A 12,077-nucleotide genomic window follows, 5' to 3' on the forward strand; every position below is an offset into this window, starting at 1 on the left:
CATGATGATGCGTGTTGCCACCTTCGCGCAGTCGGACCAGATGATATCGAGCGCGCTGCGGGTGCAGGCGGTGATGGCCAACGAGCAGGTGCAGGAGTCCTCCGGGCTGCAATCCGAGGATTTCGGCGGCTACGGTTCCGGCGCCGGGCGCGTCATCAATCTGCAGGTCTCGGTGACGCGTGCGCAGTCCTATATCGACGCCAGCCAACTCGCCGACAACAAGGTGCAGGTGATGTATTCGGCGGTCGGCTCGGTGACCGACATCATCACGCAGCTGCGGACCCAGCTCAGCGCGGCCACCACCGGCAGCAGCACGGCGACGGCATCGGTGATCAACTATGCCCAGCAGGCCATGGCGCAGATGCAGGGGCTGCTCGACACCCAGTATGACGGCGAATATGTCTTCAGCGGCGCCCGCACCGACACTGCGCCGGCGGACCTGTCGAGCTTTGGGACGGGCACCGGATCGCTGACGACATCAGACACCAGCTACTACAAGGGCGACAGCGAGATCGCGTCCGTGCGTGTGTCGGACAGCCAGTCGATCTCCTACGGCATCACCGCCGACAATCCGGCGTTCGAGCAGGTGATGCGGCTCTTGAAATTCGTCGGCAACAGCTCGAATTTGTCGTCGAGCGATGTCTCGCAGGCCCTCGACCTCGCCAGCGATGCGCTGGATGCCACCTCCACCGTGCAGGCAAAGCTGTCAACCGCGGCGTCGCAGATCGAGACCGCCAGCACGAACCAGAGCGATTATCAGAATTTTGCGAAAACGCTGTCGACGGACCTCACCAGCGTCGACGTCGCGGCCGTGACGGCGCAGCTTTCGACCTATCAGGCGCAGCTGACGGCGTCCTATTCGGCGATCTCCAAGATCCAGAGCATGAATCTGGCGAGCTATTTGCGATAGCTATCGCCAGTATCACCGGTTCAGGATTTTCAGCCAGACATCGCCGAGGATGATCGGCTCGCGCGGCGGAAGCCAGGTGAGGCCGGCGGCCTTGCCGAGCTCCGCGATGGTGCCCTTGGCCTGCAGATCGGTGAGAGCCTTGTTGACGGATTCCAGCAGCGCCTTGTCGGTTTCGAGCGCAACGTAGCCGCGGTTGGCGCCGATCGGATAATAGTAGCCCGAGGCCGTGATCCTGGTGTCGGGATGTTCAGCGCGGTAGGCGTCGAAGCGGCGCAGGTCGAGCAGCGTGGCGTCGAATTCGCCGCGTTCCAGTTCGCCCAACAGATCGCTGCGCCCCGGAACGAGGTGCGTGATGTCGTCGATCAGCTTTCCCTTATCGAAGGTCATCAGGATGGCATCGCCCAGCGTGCCGCTTTCGATCGTCAGGCGAAGCCCGGCGAGATCGCCGATATCGGTGATCTTGCGCTCCTTGATCTTGTCCTTGGCCTTGGGACCGAGGACGACGGTCATCGGCGAATAGATGTAGGGCTGGCTTGGCGCCAGCACCCCGATCGGGATCCGCCGGCGGCGATCCTCGCGGGTGGCGCCGTCGAAGTCCGGCAGCTTGGCCGTCGTGACGCCGGGCGCCTTCAGCGAGTCCATGGTGAGGGCGTAGCCGCCGACCAGCGAGCAGCGCCCGTCCGACAGCAGCGCGTTGGCTTCGAGCGCGGGGCTCGAATCTTCGTCGAGCTTGCTCTCGAACCACTGGATCCTGAGCGGCCGTCCGAGCCGCTCGGCAATCGCCTGCGCGAGCGCGACGTCGAAGCCGGCATCGGGCTTGCCGCGATGATGCGCCGACAGCGGCGGCAGATCCTCGTCGAGGCATACCTTGAGCGGGTCGTCGGCGGCGTGCGCTGCCGCCGGCATGGCAAGAAGCAGGGCCGTCGCGGCGCCCGCAAGCAGGGCCCTCATGGGGTCCTCCGGCTCGACACGAAGGCCCAGACGTCGGCGATCTCCTGCTCGTTCAGGATGTCGACCCAGGGCGGCATCTTGCCGTTCTTGCCTTGCTTCACGGTGGTCACGAAGCGGGTCTTGTCGTCGGGAAACGCGCGCAAGTCCGGCGTGATGGTGCCGGAATTGACCATGTTGGGCCCATGGCAATGCGAGCAGTTCTTGGCGTAGGTGACCTTGCCCTGGTCGGCCTGACCCTGAAGGTCGATTGCGGTGGTTTGCTGTGCGGCGGCCGGGATCAACATGATCAAGGCCGTCGCGACGGCGGCGAAGATCGCCGCCGTCAACAGGGTTACTCGTTCAGTCACGTGTGCTCCGCGCTCAGTTCTTGACCGCGAAAACCCACAGCGAGCCGCCGGGTGGGACCTTGGCAAGCCGCTCGTCGCCCGAGAACAGCGAATAGACGCCGCCATAGCCCGAGGTGACGGCGACATACTGCACGCCGTCCTGCTGCCAGGTGACGGGTTGTCCCTCGATGCCCGAGCCGGTCTGGAACTGCCAGAGCTTCTTGCCGGTATCGGCATCGAACGCCTCGAATTCGCCGGTCAGCTGACCGGAGAACACCACGCCGCCGCCGGTGGAGAGCACGCCGGAGAAGCGCGGAATGTCGCTCGGCGCTTCCCACTTCGCCTTGCCGGTCATCGGATCGATCGCCTTCAGGTGGCCGCGCGGTCCGGTGCCCCATTCCCAGGGATCGGTGAGATCCATGCCGAGATACCATTCGCCCTGCTTGAACGTCACCGGCTCGGCCTTGTACTTGCCGCCGAAGGCGAGCGTGTTGGCGTAGGCGAGGCCGGTCTGCGGATTGAACGACATCGGCTCCCAGTTCTTGCCGCCGAGGATCGACGGGTAGACCGTGACCTTCTTGCCTTCACGCGCATCCTTGGTGATGTCGGTCTCGATCGGCCGTCCGGTCTTCATGTCGATGCCGGTGGCCCAGTTGACGTTCACATAAGGATTGGCCGCGAGCAGCTTTCCGTTGGTGCGATCGAGCACGTAGAAGAAGCCGTTGCGGTTGGCGTCCATCAGCACCTTGGTTGGTTTGCCCTCGACGTTCATGTCGGCGAGCACCATCTCGGCCACCGAGTCGTAGTCGAACGGATTGTTCGGCGAGAACTGGTAGTGCCACTTGATCTTGCCGGTCTTCGGATCTAGCGCCAGCACCGAGCAGGTGTAGAGGTTGTCGCCGGGGCGCACCGCCGAATTGAACGGTCCGGGATTGCCGATGCCCCAATACACCGTGTTCAGTTCGGGATCGTAGGAGCCGGTGATCCAGGTCGATCCGCCGCCGAGCTTCCAGGTGTCGCCCTTCCAGGTGTCGCCACCAGGTTCGTCCGGGGTCGGGATCGAGTAGGTCCGCCAGAGCTTTTTGCCGGTTGCCGGATCCCAGCCATCGATGAAGCCGCGGGTGCCGAATTCGGCGCCCGAGATGCCGGTGATCACGACGCCGTCGGCGACCAGCGGGGCCACCGTCATCGAGTAGCCTTCCTTGATGTCCGCAGCCTTCTGGCGCCACAGCTCCTTGCCGGTCTTGGCATCGAGCGCGATCACGTTGGCGTCGAGCGTGGTGCGGAACACCTTGCCGTCATACAGCGCGGCACCGCGATTGATGATGCCGCAGCAAACGATACGCGGCGTCTCGGCGGGATACTCGACCTTGGTCTTCCAGATCTGCTTGCCGGATTTGGCGTCGATCGCGATCGTGGCGTTGTGCGTGGTGACGTAAATGACACCCTGGTAGACGAGCGGCTGCGATTCCTCGCTGCGGTCGTCGTTCAAACTGTAATTCCAGACCGGCACCAGATTTTTGACGGTGTCCTTGTTGATCTGGTTCAGCGTCGAGAAGCGCTGAAGATTGTAACCCATGCCGTAATTGAGAACGTTCGAAGTATCAGTCGCCCCCTTGACCAACTGCTCGTTGGTCTGGGCGCTTGCACCATACGATGCAAGAATCACGAGGCTTGCGGCCAGCGCAATGCGTCTCATCCTATCCTCCCAATGAAACCTTTTTTCTGCACGCCTATTCCTGACGTTGCGGACGGAACCATCCGCCTGAAACCAAAACGGGTCAATACGAAAACGTGAACGAGCGCCCGCTAACCGCGCGAGGCCGGTCGATAGCGTCAGGTTTTTGGCAAACGGTCCGTGGCTTACCGTCGCGTGGAATACGCTACACCAGCGCAGCCCGCCGTTATGCCGCAGCGCGAACGGTCAGCTGGACGGCGTAGGGGGACAGACACTCGGCCGCGGTTTCGCGCCCCGCTTGTCCGGCGGCACATTGCAATTATCGATACGCTGCTCGTCGGTCCATTTGCGGCCGAGCCGCTCCTTGCCGGTGAGCACGCGCTGCTGGACCGCCTCCGCCGATGGGGCAGGGTGCCGGGTCTGCGCGGACGCAGGCGCGATCAGACCGAGCACGACCAGACAGCCCAACGCACTCCTGCAAATGTCGCTCATGGCTCACCTCGATCATCCTGGTGCGATACGTCGGAGCTCCACAGGTGACCGGTCGGGAGGTCCCTTTCCACCCGAAAGCCGACGAGGGCTCACTGGTTGCGCCAGCTGTCAAAGATTCGCCGAGGCTGTTATGATGCGCCTTTCATGGCGCGCTTCGCCCCGTCGCCGGAGCGGCACGCAAGGGAGATGAATGATGATTTCGCGCCGATCGCTTGCTCTGACTTTGGCCATGGCCGTCCTGTCGGCGCCCGCCCTGGCGGCATCCGGCCGCAAGGGCGCGCTGAAGATGCTCGATCCTGACAATGACGGTACGGTCGATCTCGCCGAAGCCAAGAAGGCTGCCGCCAATCTGTTCGCGAAGCTCGATCCCGACCATGACGGCACGCTCGACGCGCGCGAATTGCGCGGACGGCTGACCGCGAAAGAACTGGCCGCCGCCGATCCGGATCACGACGGCACCCTGACGCTCGACGAATACCTTGCGGTCGTCGAGCAGCGCTTCAAGGCCGCCGATCCCGACAATGACGGAACGCTGGATGCGAAAGAGTTGAAGTCGCGTGCCGGCCGGGCCCTGCTGCGCCTGCTCAAATAGGTTGCCAGCCGGCGAACTTTGCCGGGCGGATTGCCGTATATTGACGCAGGATTCCGCGCATAACAAAAAAAGCTGCGATTTCGCTCTTGGGCAAGACGCGGCTGGATGAATCGGGTCTCCTTACCCGCGCGTCGCCGCCCGGCAGCCGGAAAATGCCCGACAGATCAGTGTCGGAGTTCCCAATGCCGGGCAGATGTCAGCGAGCCGTCGTCCGCTTCGGCATGTCCAGCAGCGAAGTCGGGTCCTTACCCGGCCGGCTTGCGCCCTGGAAAAGGCAGCCCTAGCTTGCCGCGCGGCGCGAGGCTTGCGCCAACTTATGACTTGGGAGAAGGAAATGGCCTGGAAAACACCGAAGATCGTTGAAGTGCCGGTGGGCATGGAAATCAACATGTACGCCTGCGCAGCGCGCAAGTAATCTTAAGACAAGTAACGCGAGACAGCCTGCCCGGTTCGTGCAGCGCGCTGCATCGAGCCGGGCAGGCGTCTCTTGTGGAAAGTGTCTTTCGCGGGCCCTGATGCGGCCGCTCGGACAGCTTCCCTCATACCCTTCCCACAAGACCTTGGGGCCGACACCACCTGCGCGATTGGCGGGCCTTGCTGCTTTGTCCTACAGTGTGGCCGGAGGCGGTGGTGCGGGGACGATGAATCCAAAGATCAGGACCGGGCGCTGGATAGGGATGCTGTGCGCGTCGATTGCCGGCATCGCGGCGGTGCTGCCGCCTCGCGCCTATGCCGAGGACTTTGATACCGAGCACATTTTCGGCTTCATGATCGGCTCCGACGTGGGCAATGTCGGCGAGCGTGAATTCCAGAGCCAGACCACCGGGCGCTTCGCCAAGGACGGCGGCCGGTATCGCACGCTCAATCAGGAAATGGAGCTCGAGCTCGTGCCCGCGCCGAATTTTCGCGTCGAGCTCGGAACGTCATTCAGCGCATACGACATCGGCCGCGTTCCCGGTCTTGACGATCGGCGCCAGCTGTCGTGGCAGAGCGTCTCGGTCGATTTCCGCTATCGCTTTCTGAACCGCGAGGCGGCGCCCTTTGGCATGACGGTCGCACTGGAGACGCGTGCCGATCGCGTCGACGAGACGACGGCCGCCGCCGTCCGTAGCTATGGCACCGAACTCACGGTCGCGTTCGACCGCGAGGTGATCCCGAATTTTCTCATCGCGGCCCTTAACCTGAGCTATGAGCCGGAATGGACGCGCACGCCGCGCACCGGCGCTGCGGATCAGGATGCAACCATCGGTGCCGCATTCGGCCTGATGGCCAGGGTGAAGCCGGATATCCTGATCGGCGGCGAAGCGCGCTATTTCAGGAAGTATGAGGGAATCGGCCTGGATGAATTGTCAGGGCAGGCGCTGTTCATCGGGCCCACCGCCTATTTCCAGCTCTCCGAACGTTCACGGCTGACCGCGACCTGGAGCGTCCAGGCCTGGGGGCAGCGGGCCGGGAGCAACGCTGCCCTCGATCTGGTCAATTTCGAGCGCCATCAGGCGCGGCTGGTGTACGGTTTGAACTTCTAGCGCGTGAAGCCTCTGGGGCCGGGTTCCGCAACTTTTCACGGGGCTGTGAAACCCGGACTTGGCTGATTACGTATTTCGTCGTGTTATCTATTGCATGAGCACGCTTGGGGATCGCGCATGAACCCGATTGATCTGATCGTCACTGTATGTGCCGTGCTGTCGCCCGCCACCTGCGAGGAGCAGCATCTGGTGTTCAACTGGAACGGCTCGCTACAGCAATGCGTCATGGCCGCGCCGCCTTACATCGCGCAATGGGTCGGCGAACATCCGAAATGGACCGCGGTGCGCTGGCGTTGTGAATATCCGCACAGCAACGATCGGGCCGGCGCGGGCGGCGAGCCGCCGGCGGGTTAGCCTTCCTATTTGTTGCAGTCCTTCAGGTCCTTGTCGGATACCGAAAACACGGCGTCGGCCTTGATCTCGATGTCGCGAACGAAGCACTGCCTGGCGCCGCTGTAGCCGACCTTGGCGTCGTAGCGACCGGGTTCGACGCCGGTGATGCGCAGCCGCTCGTCGTGGTCGACTTCCTTGTCCTTGTCGTTGAGCGTCTGGTTGGGGCCCCACGCGTTCTTGCCTGCCGGCGACAACTCAAAGCTCGAAATCGTGGCGCTGGTCAGATTCCACAGCCGAATGCCTTTGCCCTTGCTTTGGGCGAGCACTGTCGCCGGCAGCACAAGCAACGCAACACCAACAGCGATCAACGCGCGCGACATCCAGCCTCTCCCTTATGTTTCGTCCAAGGATGACGGCGTCTCACATATTTGCAAGGTCCAACTGTGAGAGTTGCCGCTTGATTTCGTCGATCTCGGGCTCGCTGCGCGTCGCGCGCGGTGCGGCGATGGTCTCGACGTGGAGGATTCGGGCCGGCCGCGGCGACAGGAAGAACAGGCGATCGCCGAGGCGGACCGCGTCGTCGAGATCGTGGGTGACGAGCAGGGTCATCATTTTCCGGCTGGCCACCAGCGTCGCGACCTGGTCGCGCAGCCGCCCCGCGAGTGCATTGTCGAGCGAGGCCAGCGGCTCATCGAGAATCAGGAAATCGGGCTCGATGGCGAAGGCGCGGGCCAGCGCGACCCGGCGGGCGAGGCCGAGCGACAGCTCCGCGGGAAAATGGTTGCGGTGCGCGCCCAGTTCGAGCACCTCGAACAGCGCAGAGAGCGTGCTGTCGCCGACATGCGGCGCGGCCAGCCGCACATTCTCCTCGACCGTGCGCCAGGGCAACAGCCGCGGCTCCTGGAAGACCATGCCAAGGCGCATGCCCGGCGATCGCGTGACACGGCCCTGGTAGTTGGCGTCGAGCCCGGCGAGGATCCGGAGCAGGGTGCTCTTGCCGCAGCCTGACGGGCCGAACAGCACGCCGACCTCGCCGGCGTTCAAGGTGAAGGTGACGTTGTCGAGCACGTCGTGCCGCTTCCCGGCCGCGCTCTCAAAACTCTTGCCGGTGATATTGACCTCAAGCTGCACGGAGCCGCCACCGCGTTAGCCTGGTTTCAAACGGCTGCACCAGCAGGGTTTCGATGACGAGCACGACACCCGCAAAGCTCAGCGAATAGGCGAGCAGCAAGGGGATGTCGAACAGCTGGAAGGCGACGCCGATCTCGAAGCCGACGCCGTTCGGCCGGCCGAGATATTCAGCGACCAGCACGATCTTCCAGACCAGCGAGAGCCCGGAGCGCGCAGCGGCCGCGATGTAGGGCGCAAGCTGCGGCAGGATCACATCACGGAAGGCGCGGCCGCGCGGAAAAGAAAACGCCGCCGCCATTTCGTCGAGCGCAGGGTCGAGCGCGCGGGCGCCCTCGCGCAGGGTGACGACGGCGGTCGGCAGCTTGTTGATGGCGATGGCTGCGATTGCCGCGACCTCGGTCAGCCCGGCCCAGATGTAAGCGAGCACGATGACGACGAGCGCGGGCAAATTGAGCAGCAGGATCAGCCAGGGATCGCCAAGGCGATTGGCAAGCGAGACACGGCCCATCAAATAGCCGATCGCCGAGCCGAGCGCCATGGCAAGGGTGAAGGCCAGCGCGACGCGCGCCAACGTCGCGCCGAGATTGACGAACAGCGCGCCCGATCGGGCTTCGGCGACGAGCACCGACAGCACTGCAGGCGGCGCCGGCAGCTTCGCATCGCCGATCAGCAGCGAGGCAATCCACCAGGTCGCGATGAACAGCGCGAATGAGAGGAGACGCAGCACCGCTAGTCTCCCGGGATCGCTTGGTAGAAGGTGCCGGGATCGAGTTCGGTTGCCGTGCCGACCAGGTCGCGGCCGCCGAGCTGCGCCAACACGCGGTAGAGCACGCGGGCATCCGCCTCCTCTTCGGCGATCGGACGGCGCGGAATGCCTTCGCGATAGCGCTCACGATAGGCATGCAGGGTTGCGGCATCCTGCGCGCCGGTGAGCGACGCGATCGCGTCCCATTCGGCATCCGAGGTCGCCAGAATCTCTTTCGCGGCGCGCGTCACGGCGATGAAGCGGGCCACCAGATCCTTGTTGGCGTTGGCCCAGGCTTCGTCGAACACGTAGCCGATCATGGCGATGCGGCCCTTGCTGCCGAGCTTTTGCAGGATCTCCTCCATCCCGGCGAGCCGGCGAAAGCCCTTGGCTTCGAGCGCGGCGCAGAAATTCCAGTAGTTGAGCGTCGCATCCATCTCGCCGCCGAGCGTCTTGGCGGCCAGCAGCGGCGGTGCGCCATAGACGATGGTCGCCTGCGACTTCAGGTCGACGCCGTCCTGCTTCGATGCGGCCTGCAGCAGCAGCCAGTTCTTGTCGATCGCGCCGCCGGCAATGGCAAGCTTGCGCCCCTTGAGGTCCGCGAGCGTCTTGACCGGCGAGGAGGCCGGGACCATCACGGCGCCCAGCGCGCTCGAATAGGGATAGAATTGCAGCTTGGCGCCGAGCGACCGCTCGCGCGACACCCAGGGCCAGTCCGATACCATCACGTCGGCCGTGCCGGCGCGCAGCGCGATCTTGCCGGCCTCGGGGCTGGCCAGCTCGACGACGTCGATCGACAGATTGGCCTTCTTGTCGAGACCATGGGAGCGAATGACGGCCAGTTCCCAGGCCAGCGTTCCGGTCTTCTGCGCTGCAACGCGGATGGTCTGCGCGTAGCACGAGGTGCCGAACTGCATGACCGCCAGAACTGCCGCAGCCAACACCGTGCGTACAGAGATGATCATCGCTTCTTGAGCCACTTCCCCGAATGTTTTCTTTTCTGATCAACATCCATAGCATAGCTTGCGGAAAGAGAAGAGGAAGCAGGACCATGGCAGGAGCTGGCATGCTACGACCGATTGTCGCCATCCTGGTGCTCGCCGGGACGGCCGTCAGCGTGCGGGCCCAGGAGATCAACGACTATCCGACCTCGGCGCGGGCGGAGTATGTGTTCGGCTGCATGAAGGCCAATGGCGAATCCCGGCAGTCAATCGAGCAATGTTCCTGCTCGATCGACGTCGTCGCCTCGATCATCCCCTATGATCGCTACGTCACCGCCGAGACCGTGCTGAGCATGGCGCAGGTGCGTGGCAATCTGGGTGGCCAGTTCCGCTCGTCCGAGCAGGCGGCGACCGCGCTCAATGACCTCAGGCGCGCCCAGGCCGAAGCCGAAGTCAGGTGCTTCTAGAGGGTTTTCGAGCGAAGTGGCCCCCGGGTTCGCGTGCAGAAAACGCGTCAAGGCAAAAATCCAGAGCCCCGTTCCGCATGAAGCGGAACGGGGCTCCAGCTCTGATCGTGAGAATCGCCGGCGCGTCAGGTGCCGGGATTCTCGACCTTCCATTCGTGCTCGAAGATGTGCCCTTCGGTGTCCTTGGCTTCGGCACGGAAGCGCTTGGCGCCATTCGAGACGTAGGTGAAACGGATATTGGGGTCCTCGGAAATCGAGATTCCGCCCTCCATCGCCAGCACCGGACTGTCGTCCTGCCAGATGTGCAGCTCGTTGACGAAGAAGGCCGGGATATAGAGCTGCGTGACCTGGTCCATCTGCAGGCCTGAATTATTCGGATGCCCGATCATGATCTGGGCTTGCCGCGTGCTGGTCGCAGGTCCCTGTTCGGACTTGGTGAATTCCCGGTAGCGCATCTGGCCGAGGCGGTTCTTGGCTTCCTCGACGTTTTTGCCGGCCGGCGCCGAGCAGCCGCCGGAGGCTTTGACATAGACCTTGCTCACATAGAGCTTTCCGTCGCTGAGCTCCGCGACGGCGTGCACATTGGTGTAGTTGTTGACGCGGACGCGGGTCGAGATCTCGGTGACGTTGGCGGCCGGCCCCAGCGTGAATTTCGCGGCCATCGGCGCGGGATTCTCGTCGATCACAAGCGTGATCGCAACGACGCGGCGGCTGTCGCTCGGCTGCAGCTTGGTGCGCAGCGTGACCGGCACGATCGCGGCGTCTTCCGCGCGCATCGGCATCTCGATGCCGATGACATCATTTCCGTCATTCATCGGACGGTTGCTGAAGATGTCCTGGACGAGACCGGGCCAGGGATCATAAGCCTCCGCCGCAGGCGCAGCCGGTGTGCCCAGCGCGATCGTGAGCAGGCTTGCGATACAAAGCAGGCGGGCGCGATGTCCGGTCATGGTCGCGAAATCCTATACAGCCGCGTCACTATAGGACGAACAGCTATTCCCATTCAATTTCCGAGAATGCTGCAGTTGCGTTGCGGGCGTTGTAATCGTCGAACAATTGCCAGCGCGGCCGCTCGGCGGCTGCGGCGTGCTCCGCCGCGGCCGTGATCGGCTTGCCGCTTGCGACCAGTGCGCGCACGTCCGCGGCCAGCACCCCGAGATAACGGCGTTCATCGGCAAGCGCTGCCGGCCACGCGCTCACGGGGCCGTGACCGGGAACCACGCGCTCGGCGGAGATCGCAGCGAGCGCGTCGAGCGCGCGCAGCCAGCCCCTGAGGCTGCCGTCGACCACGGGAATATGGATGAGAAACACCATATCGCCGGCGAACAGAGTCCTGGTTTGCTCGTCGAGGACCGTGAGGTCGTTGTCGCTATGGGCGGGCGGCCACGCTTTCAGGGTGAGGGTCCGTCCGCCGAGCTCGAGCTTCAGCGTGTCCGCGACCAGCACGGTCGGGGGGACGATCTTCACCTCGTCGATCAACTCGTCGCCCATGGTCCGGCGAAACCCGTCGAGGTAGAATTGTCCGCGTGCGGCCAGCGCGCGTGGCAGCGACTTGTGGCCGACGAAGCTGGTCCCGTCGCCGACGAAAGCCGCATTGCCGAAGCTGTGATCCGGATGCGCGTGGGTGTTGATCACGTAGCGGATCGGCTTGTCGGTATGGCTGCGGACCGCGGCGAGCAGCTGTCGTCCTTCGCGGACGCTGCCGCCGGTGTCGATGACGGCGACGGCGCTGTCGCCGATCACGAATCCCACATTGGCGATGGCGCCTTCGTTCTCGCGCGTCATCAACGCGGTGACCCCGGTGTGAACGAATATTCCGGGAGCGACTTCGCTTACAGGCAATTCCACCTCTTGCGCCCGCGCTATGGTCGGCGCCCAAAGCATCAGGAGCAGCGCAAGCACCGAACCGCCATGAGCCATGTTTCCGCCTCAGTTACTCGGGGACGCGCGATCGATGTCGTGGCGTTCCAGTTTGCGCTGCAGCA

General features: G+C 63.9%; 16 protein-coding genes. 6 read left to right on the top strand and 10 right to left on the bottom strand.

Features of this window, described 5'->3' with window-relative positions:
- Position 1: 1 nt before the first annotated feature.
- Entirely contained in the window at positions 2–910 is a 909-nt protein-coding gene (locus JEY66_RS15240; protein WP_018272904.1) for a flagellin, read from the top strand.
- A 12-nt stretch (positions 911–922) separates the two neighbouring features.
- Here the strand turns inward: JEY66_RS15240 and JEY66_RS15245 are convergent, their stop codons facing one another.
- From JEY66_RS15245 to JEY66_RS15260, 4 genes are all read right to left on the bottom strand, one after another.
- Positions 923–1,861, bottom strand: a complete 939-nt coding sequence (locus tag JEY66_RS15245; RefSeq protein ID WP_018272903.1) for a substrate-binding periplasmic protein — start codon at positions 1,859–1,861, stop codon at positions 923–925.
- Entirely contained in the window at positions 1,858–2,145 is a 288-nt protein-coding gene (locus tag JEY66_RS15250; protein WP_050999374.1) for a c-type cytochrome, read from the bottom strand. Before JEY66_RS15250 ends, JEY66_RS15245 begins: the two co-directional genes overlap by 4 nt.
- Positions 2,146–2,221: 76 nt before the next feature.
- Complete coding sequence (locus JEY66_RS15255; RefSeq protein WP_018272901.1) at positions 2,222–3,886, bottom strand: methanol/ethanol family PQQ-dependent dehydrogenase; 1,665 nt, start codon at positions 3,884–3,886, stop codon at positions 2,222–2,224.
- 225 nt (positions 3,887–4,111) lie between these two features.
- On the bottom strand, positions 4,112–4,357 hold the full coding sequence (locus JEY66_RS15260) for a hypothetical protein (protein WP_129965166.1): 246 nt from the start codon (positions 4,355–4,357) through the stop codon (positions 4,112–4,114).
- A gap of 193 nt (positions 4,358–4,550) precedes the next feature.
- Between JEY66_RS15260 and JEY66_RS15265 the strand changes: the two genes are divergently transcribed.
- The 4 genes from JEY66_RS15265 to JEY66_RS15280 all read left to right on the top strand — a co-directional run bounded on the left by JEY66_RS15265 (position 4,551) and on the right by JEY66_RS15280 (position 6,829).
- Complete coding sequence (locus tag JEY66_RS15265) at positions 4,551–4,949, top strand: EF-hand domain-containing protein (RefSeq protein ID WP_026193097.1); 399 nt, start codon at positions 4,551–4,553, stop codon at positions 4,947–4,949.
- Between the two features lie 334 nt (positions 4,950–5,283).
- Complete coding sequence (gene pqqA, locus JEY66_RS15270; protein ID WP_009031067.1) at positions 5,284–5,364, top strand: pyrroloquinoline quinone precursor peptide PqqA; 81 nt, start codon at positions 5,284–5,286, stop codon at positions 5,362–5,364.
- A 226-nt stretch (positions 5,365–5,590) separates the two neighbouring features.
- Positions 5,591–6,475: a hypothetical protein gene (locus tag JEY66_RS15275; RefSeq protein ID WP_244620821.1), complete on the top strand. Its 885-nt coding sequence runs from the start codon at positions 5,591–5,593 to the stop codon at positions 6,473–6,475.
- Between the two features lie 117 nt (positions 6,476–6,592).
- Positions 6,593–6,829 (top strand): hypothetical protein, encoded by a 237-nt coding sequence (locus JEY66_RS15280; RefSeq protein WP_018272897.1) that lies wholly within the window; start codon positions 6,593–6,595, stop codon positions 6,827–6,829.
- A gap of 5 nt (positions 6,830–6,834) precedes the next feature.
- On the opposite strand, the gene JEY66_RS15285 is transcribed toward JEY66_RS15280, so the two are convergent.
- Genes JEY66_RS15285 through JEY66_RS15300 form a run of 4 tightly spaced genes read right to left on the bottom strand, consistent with a single transcriptional unit; the run spans position 6,835 to position 9,601 of the window.
- Complete coding sequence (locus JEY66_RS15285) at positions 6,835–7,188, bottom strand: hypothetical protein (protein ID WP_018272896.1); 354 nt, start codon at positions 7,186–7,188, stop codon at positions 6,835–6,837.
- Between the two features lie 40 nt (positions 7,189–7,228).
- Positions 7,229–7,939, bottom strand: coding sequence for an ABC transporter ATP-binding protein (locus JEY66_RS15290; protein ID WP_018272895.1), 711 nt, complete (start codon positions 7,937–7,939; stop codon positions 7,229–7,231).
- Entirely contained in the window at positions 7,929–8,666 is a 738-nt protein-coding gene (locus JEY66_RS15295; protein ID WP_018272894.1) for an ABC transporter permease, read from the bottom strand. The genes JEY66_RS15290 and JEY66_RS15295 overlap by 11 nt, the downstream gene beginning before the upstream one ends.
- 2 nt (positions 8,667–8,668) lie before the next feature.
- Entirely contained in the window at positions 8,669–9,601 is a 933-nt protein-coding gene (locus JEY66_RS15300; RefSeq protein ID WP_244620827.1) for an ABC transporter substrate-binding protein, read from the bottom strand.
- 149 nt (positions 9,602–9,750) lie between these two features.
- Here JEY66_RS15300 and JEY66_RS15305 point away from each other — a divergent pair, with 149 nt between their 5' ends.
- Positions 9,751–10,092 (top strand): hypothetical protein, encoded by a 342-nt coding sequence (locus JEY66_RS15305; protein WP_018272892.1) that lies wholly within the window; start codon positions 9,751–9,753, stop codon positions 10,090–10,092.
- A gap of 125 nt (positions 10,093–10,217) precedes the next feature.
- On the opposite strand, the gene JEY66_RS15310 is transcribed toward JEY66_RS15305, so the two are convergent.
- Together JEY66_RS15310 and JEY66_RS15315 are read right to left on the bottom strand one after the other, a co-directional pair.
- A complete protein-coding gene (locus tag JEY66_RS15310; protein WP_018272891.1) occupies positions 10,218–11,042 on the bottom strand; it encodes a quinoprotein dehydrogenase-associated SoxYZ-like carrier in 825 nt (274 codons plus the stop codon).
- A gap of 43 nt (positions 11,043–11,085) precedes the next feature.
- A complete protein-coding gene (locus JEY66_RS15315; protein WP_018272890.1) occupies positions 11,086–12,012 on the bottom strand; it encodes a quinoprotein relay system zinc metallohydrolase 2 in 927 nt (308 codons plus the stop codon).
- Positions 12,013–12,077: the final 65 nt, after the last annotated feature.

Origin of the sequence: Bradyrhizobium elkanii USDA 76 (genome assembly GCF_023278185.1) — a bacterium.
GTDB lineage: Bacteria > Pseudomonadota > Alphaproteobacteria > Rhizobiales > Xanthobacteraceae > Bradyrhizobium > Bradyrhizobium elkanii.